General features: G+C 62.9%; 16 protein-coding genes. 11 read left to right on the top strand and 5 right to left on the bottom strand.

Features of this window, described 5'->3' with window-relative positions; all coding sequences use genetic code 11:
- Positions 1-9: 9 nt before the first annotated feature.
- The gene (locus FJ954_RS09450) at positions 10-1,137 is read right to left on the bottom strand and encodes an S-(hydroxymethyl)glutathione dehydrogenase/class III alcohol dehydrogenase (protein WP_140661171.1); all 1,128 of its coding nucleotides are present in this window, start codon (positions 1,135-1,137) and stop codon (positions 10-12) included.
- Positions 1,138-1,385: 248 nt separating this feature from the next.
- On the opposite strand from FJ954_RS09450, the gene FJ954_RS09455 reads away from it, so the two are divergent.
- The 3 genes from FJ954_RS09455 (at position 1,386) to FJ954_RS09465 (ending at position 7,892) form a co-directional block, all read left to right on the top strand.
- On the top strand, positions 1,386-3,398 hold the full coding sequence (locus FJ954_RS09455; RefSeq protein WP_140661172.1) for an acetyl/propionyl/methylcrotonyl-CoA carboxylase subunit alpha: 2,013 nt from the start codon (positions 1,386-1,388) through the stop codon (positions 3,396-3,398).
- A 107-nt stretch (positions 3,399-3,505) separates the two neighbouring features.
- A complete protein-coding gene (dnaE, locus tag FJ954_RS09460; protein WP_140661173.1) occupies positions 3,506-7,033 on the top strand; it encodes a DNA polymerase III subunit alpha in 3,528 nt (1,175 codons plus the stop codon).
- A 55-nt stretch (positions 7,034-7,088) separates the two neighbouring features.
- On the top strand, positions 7,089-7,892 hold the full coding sequence (locus tag FJ954_RS09465; protein WP_140661174.1) for a potassium channel family protein: 804 nt from the start codon (positions 7,089-7,091) through the stop codon (positions 7,890-7,892).
- 9 nt (positions 7,893-7,901) lie between these two features.
- On the opposite strand, the gene FJ954_RS09470 is transcribed toward FJ954_RS09465, so the two are convergent.
- Positions 7,902-8,783, bottom strand: a complete 882-nt coding sequence (locus FJ954_RS09470) for a DMT family transporter (protein WP_140661175.1) — start codon at positions 8,781-8,783, stop codon at positions 7,902-7,904.
- A gap of 191 nt (positions 8,784-8,974) precedes the next feature.
- Between FJ954_RS09470 and FJ954_RS09475 the strand changes: the two genes are divergently transcribed.
- On the top strand, positions 8,975-9,481 hold the full coding sequence (locus FJ954_RS09475) for a hypothetical protein (RefSeq protein ID WP_015317615.1): 507 nt from the start codon (positions 8,975-8,977) through the stop codon (positions 9,479-9,481).
- A 6-nt stretch (positions 9,482-9,487) separates the two neighbouring features.
- Here the strand turns inward: FJ954_RS09475 and FJ954_RS09480 are convergent, their stop codons facing one another.
- Positions 9,488-10,816 (bottom strand): DNA polymerase IV, encoded by a 1,329-nt coding sequence (locus FJ954_RS09480; protein WP_041163442.1) that lies wholly within the window; start codon positions 10,814-10,816, stop codon positions 9,488-9,490.
- A 65-nt stretch (positions 10,817-10,881) separates the two neighbouring features.
- Between FJ954_RS09480 and FJ954_RS09485 the strand changes: the two genes are divergently transcribed.
- On the top strand, positions 10,882-11,469 hold the full coding sequence (locus FJ954_RS09485) for a GNAT family N-acetyltransferase (RefSeq protein ID WP_015317617.1): 588 nt from the start codon (positions 10,882-10,884) through the stop codon (positions 11,467-11,469).
- A gap of 93 nt (positions 11,470-11,562) precedes the next feature.
- On the top strand, positions 11,563-13,122 hold the full coding sequence (locus FJ954_RS09490; RefSeq protein ID WP_140661204.1) for a hypothetical protein: 1,560 nt from the start codon (positions 11,563-11,565) through the stop codon (positions 13,120-13,122).
- 74 nt (positions 13,123-13,196) lie between these two features.
- On the opposite strand, the gene FJ954_RS09495 is transcribed toward FJ954_RS09490, so the two are convergent.
- Together FJ954_RS09495 and FJ954_RS09500 are read right to left on the bottom strand one after the other, a co-directional pair.
- Positions 13,197-13,850, bottom strand: coding sequence for a hypothetical protein (locus tag FJ954_RS09495; RefSeq protein WP_140661176.1), 654 nt, complete (start codon positions 13,848-13,850; stop codon positions 13,197-13,199).
- The gene (locus tag FJ954_RS09500; protein ID WP_140661177.1) at positions 13,847-14,146 is read right to left on the bottom strand and encodes a DUF3572 domain-containing protein; all 300 of its coding nucleotides are present in this window, start codon (positions 14,144-14,146) and stop codon (positions 13,847-13,849) included. Before FJ954_RS09500 ends, FJ954_RS09495 begins: the two co-directional genes overlap by 4 nt.
- 262 nt (positions 14,147-14,408) lie before the next feature.
- Between FJ954_RS09500 and FJ954_RS09505 the strand changes: the two genes are divergently transcribed.
- The 5 genes from FJ954_RS09505 to FJ954_RS09530 all read left to right on the top strand — a co-directional run bounded on the left by FJ954_RS09505 (position 14,409) and on the right by FJ954_RS09530 (position 20,262).
- The gene (locus FJ954_RS09505) at positions 14,409-14,765 is read left to right on the top strand and encodes a response regulator (protein ID WP_280110242.1); all 357 of its coding nucleotides are present in this window, start codon (positions 14,409-14,411) and stop codon (positions 14,763-14,765) included.
- Positions 14,766-14,798: 33 nt separating this feature from the next.
- Positions 14,799-16,172, top strand: a complete 1,374-nt coding sequence (locus FJ954_RS09510; RefSeq protein ID WP_015317622.1) for a PleD family two-component system response regulator — start codon at positions 14,799-14,801, stop codon at positions 16,170-16,172.
- 550 nt (positions 16,173-16,722) lie between these two features.
- Positions 16,723-18,258, top strand: coding sequence for an FAD-dependent monooxygenase (locus tag FJ954_RS09520; protein WP_181177784.1), 1,536 nt, complete (start codon positions 16,723-16,725; stop codon positions 18,256-18,258).
- Positions 18,259-18,343: 85 nt separating this feature from the next.
- Positions 18,344-19,078 carry a FadR/GntR family transcriptional regulator gene (locus tag FJ954_RS09525; RefSeq protein WP_140661178.1) on the top strand — a complete coding sequence of 245 codons (735 nt, stop codon included), beginning with the start codon at positions 18,344-18,346 and terminating at the stop codon, positions 19,076-19,078.
- On the top strand, positions 19,075-20,262 hold the full coding sequence (locus FJ954_RS09530; protein WP_140661179.1) for a PLP-dependent transferase: 1,188 nt from the start codon (positions 19,075-19,077) through the stop codon (positions 20,260-20,262). The genes FJ954_RS09525 and FJ954_RS09530 overlap by 4 nt, the downstream gene beginning before the upstream one ends.
- Positions 20,263-20,281: the final 19 nt, after the last annotated feature.

Here is a 20,281-nt window from a genome sequence, read left to right on the forward strand (position 1 = left end):
GGCTGTCTTTTAGTAAACCACGACACTCCGGATCGATTTGCCCTCATGCATGAGGTCGAATCCCCTGTTGATGTCCTCGAGCTTCAGCGTGTGGGTGATCATCGGGTCGATCTGGATCTTGCCGTCCATGTACCAGTCGACGATCTTCGGCACGTCGGTGCGGCCGCGCGCGCCGCCGAAGGCGGTGCCCATCCAGCTGCGGCCGGTGACCAGCTGGAACGGCCGGGTCGAAATCTCCTGGCCGGCGCCGGCGACGCCGATGACGACCGACTTGCCCCAGCCGCGATGCGATGCCTCCAGCGCCTGGCGCATCACCTTGGTGTTGCCGGTGCAGTCGAATGTATAGTCGGCGCCGCCGATCTGGTCGGCTCCGCGCTTGGTCATGTTGACGAGGTGGGGCACGATGTCGCCGTCGATCTCCTTCGGATTGACGAAATGCGTCATGCCGAATCGCTCGCCCCATTCCTTCTTGTCGTTGTTCAGGTCGACACCGATGATCATGTCGGCGCCGGCAAGCTTCAGGCCCTGGATGACGTTGAGGCCGATGCCGCCGAGGCCGAAGACCACCGCGGTCGCGCCTTGCTCGACCTTTGCCGTGTTGATGACGGCACCCACGCCGGTGGTCACCCCGCAGCCGATGTAGCAGATCTTGTCGAAGGGCGCGTCGGGGTTGACCTTGGCCACCGCGATCTCCGGCAGCACGGTGAAGTTGGAGAAGGTCGAGCAGCCCATATAGTGGAAGATCTTGTCCTTGCCGATCGAGAAGCGCGACGAGCCGTCCGGCATCAACCCTTGCCCCTGGGTGGCACGGATGGCGGTGCACAGATTGGTCTTCCTCGACAAACACGACGGGCACTGCCGGCATTCGGGCGTATAGAGCGGGATGACATGGTCGCCCTTCCTGACCGAGGTGACGCCCTTCCCGACATCGACGACGATGCCGGCGCCCTCATGGCCGAGGATGGCGGGAAACAGGCCTTCGGGATCGGCGCCCGACAGCGTGAATTCGTCGGTGTGGCAGATGCCGGTCGCCTTGATCTCGACCAGCACCTCGCCATCGCGCGGTCCATCAAGGTCGACCTCCATGATCTCCAGCGGCTTTCCGGCGGCGACAGCGACAGCGGCGCGGGTTTTCATCGGGCAATTCCTCCAAAGGCGATTTTGAGCCAAGGTTTCAGGTTTTGAGCTGCTCATCAACTCTCAGATGAGACGAAATCTTGGCTTTCTTGACGCAGATAGCACACCGTCGACAACCAGCCCGGCTCGGCAGGGGAGTGCGACGGAGCATCGGGAGGGACGCCCGCCATGTCGTCCGCTGCGGCACTTGAGACCTGGCGACATAGTCCATAGAACTGAACCATCTGCCGGAGGGGAATTCTGCCCGCATGTTCACCAAGATCCTGATCGCCAATCGTGGCGAGATCGCCTGCCGCGTCATCAGGACGGCGCGCAAGATGGGCATTGCCACGGTCGCCGTCTATTCCGACGCCGATCGCGATGCCGTGCATGTCGAAATGGCCGACGAGGCGGTGCATATCGGGCCGTCGCCTGCCGCGCAGAGCTACCTCGTTCCTGAAAAGATCATCGCGGCCTGCAAGGCGACGGGCGCTCAGGCCGTGCATCCCGGCTATGGCTTCCTGTCCGAGCGAGCCGCGTTCTGCGAAGCCCTGGAAGCGGAAGGCATCGTCTTCATCGGGCCGAAACCCAGGGCAATCAAGGCGATGGGCGACAAGATCGAGTCGAAGAAATTCGCCAACGCCGCCGAGGTTTCGACGGTTCCGGGTTGGCTCGGCGTCATCGAGAATGCCGATCACGCCGAAAAGATCGCCGGCGAGATCGGCTATCCCGTGATGATCAAGGCCTCGGCCGGTGGCGGCGGCAAAGGCATGCGCATCGCCTGGGACCAGTCGGAAGTACGTGACGGATTCGACCGGGCGCGCTCGGAAGCCAAGAGTTCGTTCGGCGACGACCGTGTCTTCATCGAAAAGTTCGTGGTCGACCCGCGTCACATCGAAATCCAGGTGCTGGCCGACGGGCATGGCAACGCGCTCTATCTTGGCGAACGCGAATGCTCGATCCAGCGCCGCAATCAGAAGGTGGCGGAAGAGGCGCCGTCGCCCTTCCTCGATGCCAAGACGCGCAAGGCGATGGGCGAGCAGTCGGTGGCGTTGGCCAGGGCTGTCGACTACCAGAGCGCCGGCACCGTCGAGTTCATCGTCGACAAGGACAAGAACTTCTATTTCCTTGAAATGAATACACGATTGCAGGTCGAGCATCCGGTGACCGAACTCGTCACCGGCATCGATCTGGTCGAGCAGATGATCCGCGTCGCCGCCGGCGAAAAGCTCGCCATCAAGCAGAGCGACATCAAGCTGAACGGCTGGGCGGTGGAAAGCCGGCTCTACGCCGAGGATCCCTATCGCAATTTCCTGCCGTCGATCGGCCGGCTGACACGCTACCGGCCACCCGAGGAAGGCCGCTTCGGCGAGGTCGTCATCCGCAACGACACCGGCGTCACCGAAGGCTCGGAAATCTCCATGTTCTACGATCCGATGCTGGCCAAGCTGTGCACCTGGGCGCCGACGCGGCTCGAGGCCATCGACGCCATGTCGGAAGCGCTGGACAGCTTTGTCGTCGACGGCATCGAGCACAACATACCGTTCCTGGCGGCGCTGATGCAGCATCCACGCTGGCGGGAAGGGGCGATATCGACCGGCTTCATCGCGGAGGAATATCCCGACGGTTTTGCCCCCGTCGTACCGAACAGCGAGGAAAAAGCCGTTCTGGCATCGATCGCGACCGCGGTGGAACTGCTGCGCCGCGATCGTCTCGACCGGCTGGGCGGGCGGCTGGCGCCGCATTCGGGAGCGCTCAAGCGCGAATGGGTGGTGAAGATCGGCGAAGAGTATTTGTCGGCGTCGATCCTCGAAGGCATGATTTCCATCCCGATGGAAATGGACCTGTCCATCGATGGCGGCAAGGCGCTGACAGTTTCGTCCGATTGGCGGCCCGGCGATCTCATCTGGCGCGGCACGGTCGGCAAGCGCAGGGTTGCCGCCCAGATCCGTCCTGTCGCCAATGGCCTCCGCATCGCCTGGAAAGGCATGTCGGTGACCGCGCGCGCCATGCTGCCGCGCACCGCCGAATTGGAACGGCTGATGCCGGAGAAAATAGCGCCGGACACGTCGAAACTGCTGCTCTGCCCGATGCCGGGCCTCGTCGTGTCGATCGCCGTTGTCGAAGGCCAGGAGGTCAAGGCGGGCGAGACGCTGGCCGTGGTCGAGGCGATGAAGATGGAAAACGTTCTGCGCGCCGAGCGCGACCTCGTCGTGGCGAAACTCAATGCCAAGCCGGGCGACAGCCTTGCCGTCGACGCGGTGATCATGGAATTCGCCTGAACGGCTGGAAGCCTGTGGGTCGGTAGTCGTTTGTGCTGGACTGGTATCGCCCGGTCCCGGACAATACATCTCCATCGACTCAAGTCTTACGGACAGCGCGAGAAACCATGGCGGATGAGAGACTTCCACGCGATCCCCTGAAGCGCGAGGCCGCGATCGCGGCCGCGCGGCCGGAGGTGCCGGCGCGGCCGTTCGTCCATCTGCGCGTGCACTCGGCCTATTCGCTGCTGGAAGGCGCGCTGCAACTCGGCAAGATCGTCGGCCATGCCGTCAAGGACGAAGCGCCAGCGATCGCGGTGACCGACACCAACAATTTGTTCGGCGCCTTGGAGTTCGCCCAGAAGGCGGTGAAGGACGGCATCCAGCCGATCATCGGCTGCCAGATCGCGCTTGCCTTTTCCGGCGAAAACAGCGACGGCCAGCGTGACCGTCGTCGGCAAGGTCCCGATATGCGGCCGGTCGTGCTGATCGCGGCGACCGAAACCGGCTATTCCAATCTCGTCCGGCTGGTCAGCCGCGTTTACCTTGAAACACCGCCCGGCGAAGCGGTGCACCTGACCACCGAAATGATGGACGGCCAATGTGACGGCCTGATTTGTCTTAGTGGCGGGCCGCGCGGCCCGATCGGCATGGCCCTGAAGGAAGATCGCCGCGATCTTGCCGAAGCGCGGCTGGTAACGCTCAAGGCGATGTTCGGCGACCGGCTCTATGTCGAGCTGGACCGGGTTTCGGGGTACGACCGGATGATCGAGAAATCCTCGATCGATCTCGCCTATGCCCATGAATTGCCGCTGGTTGCCACCAATGAGGCGTTCTTCTCGTCGCGCGACGAGTATGAGGCGCATGATGCGTTGATCGCCATCGCCGAGGGGTCGGTTGTCGCCGTCGACACCCGCCGCCGGCTGTCGCCGGACAATTTCCTGCGCAGCCAGGCCGATATGGCGAAATTGTTCGCCGACCTGCCTGAAGCCATCGACAACACTGTCGAGATCGCGCTGCGCTGCTCCTACTATCCAAAAACCCGCAGTCCGATCCTGCCGCGTTTCACGGGCGGCGATGCCTCCGACAAGGACGCCGCCGAAAAGGCCGAGGCCGAGGAACTGGCCCGTCAGGCGCGCGAGGGGCTCGATGCACGGCTCGCCCTGCACGGACCGACACCGGGCTACACGATCGAGCAGTATCGTGAGAGGCTCGAATTCGAGCTTGGCATCATCGAGAAAATGAAATTCCCCGGCTACTTCCTGATCGTTGCCGACTTCATCAAATGGGCCAAGGCGCAAGGCATTCCGGTCGGGCCGGGGCGTGGTTCGGGCGCTGGTTCGCTGGTTGCCTATTCGACCACCATCACCGACATCGATCCGCTGCGTTTCTCACTGCTGTTCGAACGCTTCCTCAATCCGGACCGCGTGTCGATGCCCGATTTCGACATCGATTTCTGCCAGGACCGTCGCGAAGAGGTGATCCGCTACGTCCAGCAGAAATACGGCCGCGACCAGGTCGGTCAGATCATCACTTTCGGTACGCTGCAGGCGCGCGCCGTGCTGCGCGACGTCGGCCGCGTGCTGCAGATGCCGTACGGCCAGGTCGACAAGCTTTCGAAAATGGTGCCGCAGAACCCGGCCAATCCGGTCAAGCTCGCCGATGCCATCGCCAACGAGCCGCGCTTTGCCGAGGAGGCTGAGAAAGAGCCGATCGTGCAGACGCTGCTCGACATGGCGCAGAAACTGGAGGGCCTCTACCGCCACGCCTCGACGCACGCCGCCGGCATCGTCATTGGCGACAGACCGTTGTCGGAACTGGTGCCGATGTACCGCGATCCGCGCTCGGACATGCCTGTCACCCAGTTCAACATGAAATATGTCGAGCAGGCGGGGTTGGTGAAGTTCGACTTCCTCGGCCTGAAGACGCTGACGGTGCTGGAGACGGCCGTCAAGTTGATCCGCCGGCGCGGCATCGATATCGATCTGGCAACCATCCCGCTCGACGATCCCGAGACCTATGCGATGCTGTCGCGCGGCGAGGTGGTCGGCGTGTTCCAGGTGGAAAGTGCCGGCATGCGCAAGGCGCTGATCGGCATGCGGCCCGACTGCATCGAGGACATCATCGCGCTGGTTGCCCTCTACCGGCCGGGACCGATGGAGAACATCCCGACCTACAACGCCAGAAAGCATGGCGAGGAGGAGATGGCCTCGATCCATCCCAAGATCGACCATCTGGTGAAGGAGACGCAAGGCGTCATCGTCTACCAGGAACAGGTGATGCAGATCGCGCAGGAGCTGTCCGGCTATTCGCTCGGCGAAGCCGACCTTCTGCGGCGCGCCATGGGCAAGAAGATCCGCGCCGAGATGGACAAGCAGCGCGAACGCTTTGTCTCCGGCGCGGTCGAGCGCGGCGTCGCAAAGCCGCAAGCCGACTTCATTTTCGACCTGCTGGCAAAGTTCGCCGACTACGGTTTCAACAAGTCTCATGCGGCCGCCTACGCTGTCGTCTCCTACCAGACCGCCTATCTCAAGGCGCATTATCCGGTCGAGTTCCTGGCAGCGTCGATGACGCTAGACATGGGTAACACCGACAAGCTCGCCGACTTCCGCCAGGATGCGCTGCGCCTTGGCATCGAAGTCCTGGCGCCGTCAGTGATGACGAGTTTCCGTGCCTTCGAGGTCGGGGAGAACCGGATCTATTATTCGATGGCCGCGCTGAAGGGCGTCGGCGATGCCGCGGTGGAGCACATCGTCGCCGTTCGCGGCGAAAAGCCGTTCAAGAGCCTGGCCGATTTCTGCGAGAGGGTCGACCCGAAGATCGTCGGCAAACGGGTTTTCGAAAGCCTGATCATGGCTGGCGCGCTCGACTGCTTCGGCCACGATCGCGCCCAGATGTTGGCCGGCGTCGAGCGAATGATGGGGCTGGCGTCGCTCGCCCAGCAGAACGCCGTTTCGGGTCAGGCCGACATCTTCGGCGCATCCCTCGGCGCACAGTCTCAGGCGCTCAACCTGCCGGCGACCGATCCGTGGCTCGCTGCCGACCGCCTGCACCGCGAGTTCCAGGTCGTCGGCTTCTATCTCTCGGCGCATCCGCTCGACGAGTACAAGGCGGCGCTGCAGAAGATGCGGGTGCAGAACTGGGCGGAGTTCTCCGCTGCCGTCAAGCGCGGCGCTTCCGCCGGCCGGCTTGCCGGCACCGTTACCAGCAAGCAGGAGCGCAAGACGCGCACCGGCAACAAGATGGGCGTGGTGGCCTTTTCCGACACCTCCGGCCAGTACGAGGCGGTGCTGTTTTCGGAAGGGCTGGCGCAGTACCGTGACCTCCTCGAGGCCGGCCGCTCGGTTGTCATCACGGTCGCGGCGGAGGACAGGCCCGAGGGCGTCAGCCTGCGCATCAACTCCGTCCAATCGCTGGAGGACGAAGCAAGCCGCATCCAGAAAGCCCTGCGCATTTTCGTCAGGAACGATGGACCTGCCTCGATGATCCAATCCCAGCTCACGCAGCGCGGTGAGAGCCAGGTGAGCATTATCGTGATCAAGGAAGAGGCGCAGGGCGAGGTCGAGATCGCTCTGCAAGGCGGCTACCGCGTCTCGCCGCAGATCGCCTCGGCGATGCGCGCCGTGCCGGGCGTGATTGAAGTGGAACTGGTGTGATCTGCGCGCTTACCAGGCGGCACCCCGCGGGCCGGCATCGGCTGCTCATGCCAGCATGAAGGCCAAGGAGAGGCGCCCATCGCAGAACCTTTCCGCGACGGCGCGACTACGCGACAGGCTGCGCAGGCTCTATCACGGACGCTCGCCGGCCGCGTTCCGGTTCCAACTGGTGGCTGTCATCATCGACCTCGCCATCATCGCTTTTTTCATCGCCACCCCGGTCATCCAGCAGTCGCCCTCGTTTCTGTGGCTAGACTATGCCGTGGCGGCTCTCGTCGCCGCCGATCTGATTGCCAGGCTGCTCGCCTCCAACGACATGCTGCGCCTGACGAAGCAGCCGACCTTCTGGGTGGATGCCTTCATCCTTCTGACGCTGCTGATGCCGACAGCTCTCGCGAGCCTCGGCTTTCTGCGCATCCTGCGGCTATGGTCGCTGTCGCGCAGCGGTTCGATCTGGCGGCATTTCGAGATGCGTGGCCTGCGGCCCTGGCGCGAGGCAAGCCACGCGGTGATCAACCTTTTGACCTTTCTCTTTGTCATCACGGGCTTCGTCTACACGTTCTTTTTTCGCAACGGAGCCGGACTGGAAAACTACATCGACGCGCTTTACTTCACCGTCGCGACCGTGACGACGACAGGCTTCGGAGACATCGTGCTGCCGGGCATCGCCGGCAAGCTGACGGCGATCGTAACCATGATCATCGGCATATCGCTGTTCGTCAGGCTGGCGCAGGCGATCTTTCGGCCGGCCAAGGTGTTCTTTCCCTGTCCGCAATGCGGGTTGCAGCGTCACGAGCCGGACGCCGTACACTGCAAGGCGTGCGGACACGTGCTCAACATTCCAGACGAAGGGAACTGACTGGCAACGCTATGACGCCGCGACTTCTGCCGGCTTGACTGCCTTGCGCTGCAAGTTGAGCAGATTGCCCATCAGGATCAGCAATGCACCGCCAGCGGTGAAGGCGTCGATCTGCTCGCTGTAAAGCAGCCAGCCGATGAGCGCCGACAACGGTACACGCAGGAAATCCATCGGCGAAATGACGGTGGCGTCGGCATAGCCAAGCGCACGGGCCATGCAAAAATGCGACGACATGCCGGTGAAGGCGATCAGCACGATCCATGGCCACAGTTCCAGCGGCGGGTTGCGCCACTCGTAAAGGGCTGGAACGAGGCCGACCACCGACTGGATGATCAGCATCCAGAAGATAATGCGCACGACGCTGTCCGTCCGCGTCAGCGACTTGACCAGGACCACCGAGATGCCGAAGCAAACCGCGGCGCCGAGCACGATGAGATGGCCCGGATCGACCGAGCCCACACCGGGGCGAACGATGATTACCACCCCGATCAGGCCCAGCACGATCGCGGCAAGCTTTGGCCGGGACAACCTTTCACCAAGAAAGGTCACCGCCAGGATAGCCGTCCAGATCGGTGTGGTGAATTCGATCGAAATCAGCACGGCCAACGGAATCAAGGTCAATGCGTAGAGCCATGCCGCCTGCCCGGTATAGTGGATGACGTTTCTGGCGATATGAGCGACGGGCCGCTGCGTGCGCATCGCCGCGAAGCCGCCGCTCATCATCACCAGCGGCAGCAGAATGAAGAACCCGATGACCGAGCGCAGTTCCAGCACCTGGAAGACGTTGAGCTCGGCGGTCGTGGCGCGGCCGGCGACCGACATCGCCAGGAACGAGGCGATCGACAGCGCCATCCAGAAAGCGGCCTTGGGGATCGAGGGGGTAGGTGCCATGTCAGCTATCTCGCAAGCCGGGGTTTTTGCCGCAACCACTAGCCGCCGCATTTGACTGGGCCAGAGATATTGGCGCGACGTTGCAAAACAGCCCTGTCGCGGGCGGAACCTGACATGGCAAGCCGCGTTGAGTCGCGATGTCCGCTTGAGCATCACCGATCGCCGTTCCACCCGTCACAAGGAGACCTTCGATGACATTACTCACGCGGTTTGTGCTTGCCGGGTGCCTGGCCGTCGCGGCCACAGCCGCGCATGCGGACGAGAGCAAATTTCTCCAATCCTTCAAGGGCAATTTCGCCGGCAAGGGAACCGTTCAGGTGACGACGCAGGCGCCAACGGTCAGCGTTTCCTGCACGTTCAAATCGAATGCGACATCGTCTTCGCTGTCCCTCGACGGCAACTGCCGCGGCCTGATCCTGGTGACACGCGCCATCAGTGCTCGCCTGAAGACCAGCGGCGCCAAATACAGCGGTGTCTATGTGGGATCGCGCACCGGACCGGCGCAGTTGAACGGAAGCCGTTCCGGCAATGCGATAAACCTCGCCATCCGCTGGGCCAAGGAGGTCAATGGCGACCGCGCCGCGCAGCTTACCGTGCAGAAAAACGGTGCGGACGGCATAGTCTTGACCGTGGTCGACCGCGATCCCAAGACCGGCAAGAGCGTGGTGACCAGCCGCATCGATCTTCGACGCAGCTGATCGGGTTCAATCTTCCAGCGGCTCCGGCGGATGGGCGTCGCGGCCCTTGCCGAAGGTGTAGCCGGTTTGCACCGCCTTGCGGCCGAACTTGTCGCGTAGCGCATCGATGGCGCCTTCGGCCATGGCGCGCTTGCGCGACTGCACATCGACCAAATCCGGCGGGTCGGCCTTGTCGTCGTCGGAGAGGTCGCTGACGCCGATGCCGAGCAATCGGAATTTCGTTCCGTCGGTCTCCTTGCGAAGAAGTTCCACGCCGGTCGAAAAGATGCGGTCGGCGAGCCGGGTCGGGTCGCCGAGCTGACGGTTGCGCGTGCGCAGCCTGAAGTCCTGGGTCTTCAGCTTCAGCACCACGGTGCGCCCGGCGATGCCTGATTTCTTCAGCCTCGCCGAGACTTTTTCCGAAAGGCCCCTCAGCACCGAGACAAGCTCGTCCAGTGAGGCGATATCGGTGTCGAAAGTGGTTTCGGCCGATACGCTCTTGGCGTCCTGGTCTGGGTCGACGCGGCGGACATCCTCACCGCGCGAAAGCCGGTAGAGCCGTTCGCCCATCACCCCATAGCGGCGCATCAGGTCGCCACGCTCCATCTTCTGGAGCTGGCCGATCGTGCGGATGCCATCCTGTTCCAGCGTGGCGTTGAACGCCTTGCCGACGCCCCAGATCATGGTCACCGGCTGCGTGGCCAGAAAGCCGACCGCCTCCGCCTCGCCGATGACGGAAAAGCCGCGCGGTTTGCGGAAATCGGACGCTATCTTGGCGAGGAATTTGCAATAGGACAGGCCTGATGAAACGGTGATGCCGATCTCCTTCTCCACCGCCAGCGAAAAGCGCGCCAGCACCACGGCCGGTGGCAGTCCGTGCAGGCGCTCGGTGCCGGCGAGGTCGAGGAAGGCCTCATCGATCGACAACGGCTCGACCAGCGGTGTCAAAGCCTGCATCATGGCGCGCACCTCGCGGCCGACGGCCACGTACTTTTCCATGTTGGGCGCGATCACGACCGCCTCCGGGCAGGCCTCGAGCGCCTTGAACATCGGCATGGCGGAGCGCACGCCGCGGATGCGAGCGATGTAGCAGGCGGTGGAGACGACACCGCGCTTGCCGCCGCCGATGATCAGCGGCTTGTCCTTGAGCGCAGGGTTGTCGCGCTTCTCGATGGCCGCGTAGAAGGCGTCGCAATCGATATGGGCGAGGTGCAGCCGGTAAAGCTCGGGATGGCGGGCAAGGCGAGGGCTGCCGCAGCGTTCGCAACGGCGCGTTTCACTGCGCTGAAAAGTCAGGCAGTCACGACAAAAACCGTGGTCGGGATTGTTGACAGGGGTCGCCATCGCTGCGAACATAAAGAGAACAAAACCAATGGTACGACAGCGCAAGGCCAGCGACAAGCCTGGCCTGGGGAGAACGCATGAGCACGACCGTAGTGCCGCTGGCGCCAGAGCTCTGGCCTGAATTCGAGGACCTTTTCGGCAAGCAGGGCGCCTGCTACGGCTGCTGGTGTACCCATTTCCGGCTGGCGCCGGCGGCGCGGCGCGAGAGCAGTCGTGAACGCAACAAGGATCACATCAAGGCGCGCATCGAAGCCGGCCCGCCGCCCGGCCTGCTGGCTTTCGAGGACGGCAAGGCGGTCGGCTGGATGCAGATCGGGCCACGCGCCGACGTGCCCGAATGGAATAACAAGGGCAGGGGCTCGGCGCCGATCGATCCCGCCGACGCGTCCGATCCGGCCGTTTGGGCGATCTCATGCTTTTTCATCCGCGCCAAGGCGCGCGGCAGGGGCATCACCCACCGCCTCGTCGAAGGCGGCATCGAGTTCGCCCGCAGGAACGGGGCGCGGCTCGTCGAGGCCTGCCCGATCGACCTGTCGCGCGATTCGCGTTCGATCGGCCTGTTTGTCGGGTCATCGGGAGTGTTCGAGAAAGCCGGGTTCGAAAGGCTTGTGGAGCGCAAGGCCGGTCGACCGCTGATGCGGCTGGTGTTGAAGCCGATTGCCTGACTGTCATCGTCTTGCAGTCGCGATGGTATTTCCCTACCAGAGATACGAGACCATTTTGCCTTTTCGACCGAACGGAGAATTCCCGTGAACCGTATGCTGCCTATTGCCTTTACCGCGTTCCTGCTGAGCGCGCCTGCTTTCGGCCAGACCGTCGACAGTCAGGGCGCCAAGCAATTGTCCGATGACCTGTCGCGCTATGTCGGCAAACAGGCGCTCGACAAGGGCATCCTGAAGGTTTCGGCCGAAGGCGACGCCTACAAGATCGTGGTTGATTTCAAGGCGCTGGCCAGCAGCTTTCCCGACCAGAAACTGGTGAAATTCGACCTTGCGCCCTACGCCCTGCTGGTCAAGCCGCGCAGCGACGGGTCCTGGGATGTCTCGATGGATTTTTCGCAGAGCGCCTCCTTTGAATTCAACGGCCCTCAGGGAAAGCAGAGCACGCAGTTCTCGATCAAGGATGGCAAGGGCAACGGCGTCTACGACCCCAAGTTGGCGGCCTTCACCAGCGCCACGAGTTCGATGGCCGGAATGACGATGTCGTCGCAGGACGCCAAGCAAAAGATGGATGTGACCGCCGGTGCCGGCACCGTGACGCTTTCCGCGACCAAGGCGACCAATGGCGGCGTTGATTTCACGACGTCGCAAAAGATTTCGAACTTCGTCGAAGCGATAAAATTCAACGATGCCGAGAGCGGGCTGAATTTTCCCGTCACCGTGAAGTCGCCGGAATTTTCCGTGGAGGCCAGCGGCAAGGGCGTGCAGACCAGGCCTCTGCTCGATCTCCTGGCGTTTGCCGTGGCCAATGAGGACGAGAAGACGCTGAAGGCAAACCAGGCGCAGCTCAAGTCGCTTCTGCTTGCAGCGCTTCCGGTGTGGGAGCGTATCGACGGGACCTATGGCTTCAAGGACTTCGCGGTCGACAGCCCTATCGGCACGTTCGGAGCAACCCAGTTCGGCATAGCGTTCGGTTCCGACGGCGTCGCCCAGAACGGCAAGGTCAGCTATGGTATCAAGGCTTCGGGGCTGACCGTGCCGCAGCAGCTTTTGCCGAGCTGGAGCGTGGCATTGCTGCCCACCGATATCGACCTGAATTTCGGCGGTGCCAACATCGATCTCGACAGCATGGCGAAGAAGGCCATCGAAGCCTTTGATCTCAACCAGGATCCGCCGCTGCCGGCCGAGTTCGGCGACCAGCTCAAAGCCGAATTCCTGGCCAAGACGCCGAAGGTCGTCATCGGCCACAGTACCGTGAAGAACAAGGACATGGAGATCGCGCTGGAAGGTGAGATGACAAGCTTCGGCCAGAAACCCGACGCAAATCTCACTGTCGACGTCGCCGGCTTCGACAAGGTCATGGAACATCTGCAGGAAGCGGCGAAGGCGGAGCCGGAGGTCGGGCAGTACGTGCCTATCGCTCTCATGGCGAAGGGTTTTGCCAAGACGCTGCCGGATGGCAAGCTGGAATGGGCTATCAACACCAAGGCCGACGGCTCGGTCACCGTCAACGGCGTCATGCTGAAGCCCGCCGACCCGGCGGTGGACGATAGCGTCGACGACGGTGACGGTTCGGACGATGAGAGCGGCGGCGATAATGGCGGTAGCGATAATGGCGGCGGCGCTAACGGCGGGGCAGGGGCGAAGCTCAATCCTTGAGTGTTCTGCCCTTGAGCAAATCCGGAACAGTGCGAACCGGTTTTTTCGTCCGGGATCGCACCAAAACGCCTGGATTAGAACCCCAGCGCGCCAGCGATCTTAGGCGCGGCTTCGTGCCAATCCTGGACGACGATGACATCGTCCGGGACCGATGGCAGGAACGTACGCAGCGAATTGTCGGCCATCAGATGGAATAGGTTTGCGTCGGCGACCGAGTCACGCACCGACGCCAGATTGGCTGGCTGATCGTCGACGAAGACCACCGGCCTGCCGCTCTTGCCGCGCAGTTTGGCTACCGCCGGGCCCTTGGCCATTTCGGTGGTCAGCAGCGGATAGGCTAGCCCCAGTGCATCGAGATGGGCGCGTCGCACGGCGCGATGCCGGTGCGGCATGGCTGTCAGCAATATGATTTCGGCACGGTCTCCAAGCCCGGTCAGGGCTTCCGCGGCGCCATCGGTGATGCTTTGCCAATCGGCTTGCGCGTCGAAGAAATCGCCGAGGAGTGCGGTGACTTCAGGTTGTCCGATCAGGCGGCCGCTGGCTGTCTCGGCAATGTTGCCGGTCAGCCGGAAGGACGCCAGCGTCAGGCCATAGCCGCGCGCCTTGAGGAAATGCGGGAAGGGCCGGATGAATTCGAGCACCACGTCATCGACATCGAGCACCAGCAGCGGTCGGTCGTCAGCCGCCAGTTCCTCGATCTGGCGCGCGGTTTCGGGATCATCGCTCATGTGGAGTGCTCGTGATTGTCATCGCCAAGCGGCAAGACGCGCAACGCCTTGCCGACAGCCGCTGGTGGCGTGCCGGTTTCCTCGGCGAAGCGCATTAAGGTCGGCTCGTGGGCGAGAATGAACTGCAGGACGCCGGCCATGAAACCCGGCTCGCCGGCCGCCCGGCGGATCGAATGCGCCTCTATTCCCGTGATTGCCAGAAAGCGCGGTAAAAGCTCCGGATCGGTGGCAACGAAGCCCAGTGCCTTGACGGCAATGGTTTCCGCCTCTTCGCGCATTGACGCTGCGTTTGCCATCACTACCTTCGGTGCGTGGAATGAGTCTCTCCCGCAGTAATGGCAAGAATTGCTTGCGGCAAGCCATTAGCGTGTGGCGCGCCTTTTGGACGCGCAGGGAGGCGAGGCGGAATTCGTGCTGCTTTGCAGGCTTCGGGTTTCCGTTTCGTCAATCATATTGCCGTATAGTGAAGCAGGGTTTGGTGCGTTCAAGGAAAGAGCGCATGACGGCCACCTCCGGGTGGAGGACGGCCGGGACGGGATGCCGATGCCTAAGAAGGTCATGATCGTCGAGGACAATGAGCTCAACATGAAGCTCTTTCGGGACCTCATCGAAGCAAGCGGTTACGAGACGGTGCGCACCCGCAACGGTCTGGAGGCGCTCGACCTGGCGCGCCAGCACCGGCCGGACCTCATCCTGATGGACATCCAACTGCCCGAAGTGTCGGGACTGGAAGTGACCAAATGGCTGAAAGAGGACGACGATCTGCACGTCATCCCGGTGATTGCGGTGACTGCCTTTGCGATGAAAGGCGACGAGGAACGCATCCGCCAAGGCGGCTGCGAGGCGTATATTTCGAAGCCGATCTCGGTGCCGCGTTTCATCGAAACCATCAAATCTTATCTGGGCGATGCCTGATGTACCCTTCCAGCCGAGCCGGAGCGTTGTGAAATGACTGCGCGGATCCTCGTCGTCGACGACATCCCTGCCAATGTGAGGCTGCTGGAAGTCCGGCTGCTGGCCGAGTATTTCGAGGTTCTGACCGCCACCAATGGGGCCGATGCGATCGAGACCTGCGAGAACGGCAAGGTCGATGTCGTGCTGCTCGACGTAATGATGCCCGACATGGACGGGTTCGAGGTCTGCCGGCGATTGAAGAGCGATCCGGCGACGTCGCACATTCCGGTGGTGATGATCACCGCTCTCGATCAGGTCACCGACCGCGTGCGCGGGCTCGAGGCCGGTGCCGACGATTTCCTGACCAAGCCGGTCAACGACTTGCAGTTGATGACGCGCGTCAAGAGCCTGGTCCGCCTGAAGTCGTTGACCGACGAGCTTCGGCTGCGCGCCTCGACCACGCGCAACATCGGCATCGAAGAACTTTTGAGCCGCAATTTCGCGTCCGAGGACACGACGCCGAAGGTGCTTTTGATCGACGAGCGCAAATCGTCGGTCGAGCGCATCCAGAAGATGCTGCGCGATCGTGCCGACCTCGACGTCACGGGCGATCCGCATGCCGGGTTCTTCCAGGCCGCGGAGACGCCCTATGAATGCGTGATGATCTCGACGGCCTTCGCCGATTTCGATCCGCTCAGGCTCTGCTCGCAACTGCGCTCGCTCGACCGCACCCGTTTCGTGCCGATCATCCTGCTGGCGGAGGAGGGCGAGGAGGAGCGCATCATCCGAGGGCTCGAACTCGGCATCAACGACTATCTGATGCGGCCGATCGACCAGCAGGAACTGACGGCGCGGCTGCGTACCCAGGTGCGCCGCAAGCGCTACAATGACCAATTGCGCGCCAGTGTCACCCAGACCATCGAAATGGCCGTGACCGACGGCCTCACGGGGCTGCACAATCGCCGCTATCTAGACAGCCATCTGCAGACGCTGTTCGATCGCGCCGTGGCGCGGCGCCGGCCGCTGTCGGTGATGATCACCGATCTCGACCGCTTCAAGTCCATCAATGATGCGCATGGGCACGACGGCGGCGACGAGGTGCTGCGCGAATTCGCGCGGCGGCTGCGCAAGAACGTCCGGGGTATCGACCTTGCCTGCCGGTTCGGCGGCGAGGAGTTCGTGGTGGTAATGCCCGACACCGACGGCGCAGTGGCCGAGAAGGTGGCCGAGCGCATTCGTGCCGAAATCGCCCAGATGCCGTTCGCCATCGGCGCCGAGGGCAAGACGATCGAGGTCACCGTCAGTGTTGGCGTGTCATCGGTGCTGAAGGGCGTGGACACGGTGGCGGCACTGATGAAACGCGCCGATCTCGCGCTCTACGAAGCCAAGAGCGGCGGCCGCAACCGCGTCGTTGCCAAGGCAGCCTGACGCTCCGGGCCCGATTATCCGGTCAACCCAACAGGGTTACCCATTTACCTTAATCCAAGCGATTCGCGAGCCTTGGTTAAGAAACTGTTGATTTCCATAAGCTCTTGCGCAAATGTGAAGGCCAAGACGAAGCCGGCACGAGGTAGACAGCCGGCTCGATCCTCGAATACCCCATGATGCTCAGGTCCGCCGCATCTCCTGGGTCCGTGGGGTCGGCCGGCCGGCGCTGGCACATAGTGGCCTCCTCGTACCGCTGCCAAACGCCGACCGGCCCCCTTTGCCCGATATGACATCAGGAATCTGCGTCAAGCCCCGGAAGTGCCGGGGCTTTTTTGCGGCAGGTTCCCGCTTTTCTGGACTGTAACGGCTTCGGCTGCACTCTCGGCGCTATTGCCTGGCAACGCCAAGACTTTTTCACCGCCATTGCATAAGGAGAAGGAGAGGAGCCAGCTCCTTCCATTTCATACATATGGCGCGCAAGGGGCTTGCGGCAAGACCCGGCTGTTCCCGTAGAACCACGACCCAGGTTAACGGAAACGGGAGTGGCGAAATGCCGGAATTGTTGCCAGGTGGCCGAGTGCGTCGGGATCATGCCGTGGTGATCGCCGGAGGTGGTCCGACCGGGTTGATGCTGGCCGGCGAACTCGCATTGGCGGGCGTCGATGTGGCCATTGTCGAGCGGCGGCCAAACCAGGAACTCATCGGTTTGCGCGCGGGTGGCCTGCACGTCCGCACCGTCGAGGTGCTCGACCAGCGCGGAATTGCCGACCGGTTCCTCTCGCAGGGACAGACATCGCCGTCGGTGGGCTTCCACATGATCCGATTGGACATCAGCGACTTTCCCACGCGGCACAACTATCTGCTGGCGTTGCGGCAAAACCATATCGAGCGGATATTGGCCGACTGGATCAGCGAGTTCGGCGTGCCGATCTATCGCCGGCAGGACGTCACGGGCTTCGCACAGGATAATGGTGGCGTCGACATCGATCTGTCTGGCGGCCAGCGGTTGCGGACGCAGTATCTCGTCGGCTGCGACGGAGGACGCAGCATGATCCGCAAGGCCGCGGGGATTGCGTTCGATGGATGGGATCCGACGATGAGCTGGATAATCGCCGAGGTGGAGACGGCGGAGGAACCAGCGTTGGGCTTTCGCAGTGACGCCCATGGTATCCATGCGATCGGCAAGATTGAGGAAGACGGCCGGGTGGGTATCGTGTTGACCGAGCGACAACTGACCATTGGTGGCGAACCGACACTGCGCGATCTCAGCGAGGCGCTTGTCGGTGTCTACGGCACCGATTACGGGGTCCACAGTCCGACCTGGATTTCCCGGTTCACCGACATGACGCGGCAGGCTGCCGCTTACCGCCACAGACGTGTTCTGCTGGCCGGTGACGCCGCGCATATCCATCCCCCAATGGGCGGACAGGGCCTCAATATCGGCGTGCAGGACGCGGTGAACCTGGGGTGGAAGCTGGCCCAGGTGGTCAAGCGGATGTCACTGGAAGGCCTGCTCGACAGCTACCATGCCGAACGCTATCCGGTCGCCGCCCGCGTGCTGCGCAACGCGATGGCGCAGGTCGCGCTTCGCCGGATGGATGCTCGCACCAAGGCCTTGAGCGACACATTCGCCGAACTGCTCGCCATGGATGGGCCACGCAAACGGATCGCCGCGGAGATGTCTGGCCTGGATGTCCACTACGATCTCGGGGAGGGGCACGCGCTGCTTGGGCGACGAATACCCGACCTCGATCTCTCCACCGCTGATGGGCCGTTGCGACTGTTCACGTTGCTCCACGACGCGCGGCCGCTGCTCCTCAATTTCGGTGAGCCAGGCAGGCTGGACATTGCGCCTTGGGCCGACCGGATCCGGCAGATCGACGCATCGTATGCCGGTGCCTGGGAGCTTCCCGTACTCGGAACGGTCGCCGCACCCGACGCGGTCTTGATCCGGCCCGATGGATACGTGGCCTGGGTTGGCGTTGAGGATGGACAGGGATTGGCCGATGCGCTGACCAGATGGTTCGGACCGGATGCCGGAGCCGGGCGCCCCTCCGAACGCAGCGCGTCACCTTCCACAGGCTGATGGCCAGCTGTCTCCTGACAAGCAATTGACAGGAGGCTCCATCCGTGCAGAAATTGGTTGGACCATTGGACCACTTGGAGGAAATGTGGACCAGAACAGCCTGCCACCAATTCAGACGACGGCGCGTGACGACGCCGTGCTGAAGGCATTGGTGGGCTTCGTCCGCGCCGAGGCCTTGCGGCCTGGCGAGCGACTGCCGACCGAGCGCATTCTAGCCGAACGGCTCAAGGTCAGCCGCAACACGGTGCGCGAGGCGCTGACGCGGTGGGAAGGATTGGGCCTGGTCGAACGCCGGCAAGGCAGCGGCACGTTTCTCAAGGCGGCCGTCTCGCCCGACATGCTGCATTTGCCGCTGACGCTGGCGGGCGGCAATGACTTCACCAGCCTGATGCAGACGCTGGAAATACGCCGCGCGCTGGAGGCGGAGGCAGCGGCACTGTGCGCCGAGCGGGCCAGCCCGGCCGACATTGCCGAGATCGAGGGCAAGCTCGATATCATGGAGCAGGCGTTTCGCACCCTTGACGGCATGTCATCGGAAGAGGACTGGGAATTCCACCAGGCGATCTACCGGGTCTCCGGCAATCCACTGTTCGAACAGATCATTGCCGCCATGCACGAACTGTTCCACCGTTTCTGGGAGCATCCGCTCGGCGTGCGCGATTTCGGCCATGCCAGCTTTCCCTATCACCGCACCATCTACGAACGTATCGCCGCGCGTGATCCGCAGGGCGCCCGCGACGAGGCGCTCAAGCTCATCGCCACCGTCGAGGACGATCTGAAGCGCGGTGCGGCCAAACTCAAACTTTCGGACCTGAAATGAACGGGCATCCAGACGGTTTCGATCACGATTATCTCGCCGAGGCGGCGACGGTTTTGGCGCATGACGAACCGTTTCCCGGCGGCGCCGTCGTGCCGCCGATCTACCAGACCTCGTTGTTCACTTTCGCCAATTATGCGGAAATGGCCGATACCTTTGCCGGCAAACGAAAGCAGCCGATCTATTCCCGCGGCGACAATCCGACGGTCATGGAGTTCGAGGCTCGTGTCGCCGCGCTCGAGGGTGCAGAGGCCGCACGCGGCTTCTCCAGCGGCATGGCGGCGATCAGCGCCACCGTGCTTGCCTTCGTCGGGGCGGGCGAGCGCATCGTTGCTGTACGCAACTGCTATGGCGATGCCTACCGGCTGTTCGAGCGGCTCCTGCCGCGGCTCAACATCAAGGTCGACTATGTCGACGGTTCCGACCCGGACGCGGTCGCGGCGGCGCTTCCCGGCGCCAAGCTGCTCTATCTGGAAAGCCCGACCTCGATGGTGTTCGAGCTCCAGGACCTGCCGCATCTGACCCGGCTGGCAAAAGAGCAGGGCATCGTCACCACCATCGACAATTCCTGGGCGACGCCGGTGTTCCAGAAGCCGATCTCGCACGGCGTCGACCTCGTGCTGCACTCGGCCTCGAAATATCTCGGCGGCCACAGCGACACGGTCGCCGGCGTGGTGGCTGGCTCGGCAGCGCATATCAAGCAGATCAACGAGCAGACCTATTCCTATCTCGGCGGCAAGCTGTCGCCGTTCGAGGCCTGGCTTTTGCTGCGCGGCCTGCGCACGCTGCCGCTGCGCCTGCCGCACCATATGAAGAGCGGGCTTGCCATCGCCGAGCGGCTGAAGGCGCATGGCGATGTCGAGCGGGTGAACCATCCGGCCTATTCGAACCATCCGGGCAAGGCGACGCTTGCCGGCTATGGCGGGTTGTTCTCGTTCGAGGTTACCGAGGACATCGACATTCCCGTCTTCGTCGACGCGCTGAAATATTTCCGCATCGGCGTCAGCTGGGGTGGGCATGAGAGCCTGGTCGTACCGGCCAAGGCGTCGCTGGAGCAGACGCCAGGACTGAATTCGATGGCGCGCTTCGGCGTCAGCCCCCGAACCATCCGCTTCAATGTCGGATTGGAAAGTGTCGAGGATCTCTGGGCGGATGTCGCCCAGGCCCTCGAAAAAGCCAGAAAATAACAAGCGGGTTCAAAATGGG

It is taken from the genome of Mesorhizobium sp. B2-3-15 (genome assembly GCF_006442875.1).
GTDB lineage: Bacteria > Pseudomonadota > Alphaproteobacteria > Rhizobiales > Rhizobiaceae > Mesorhizobium > Mesorhizobium australicum.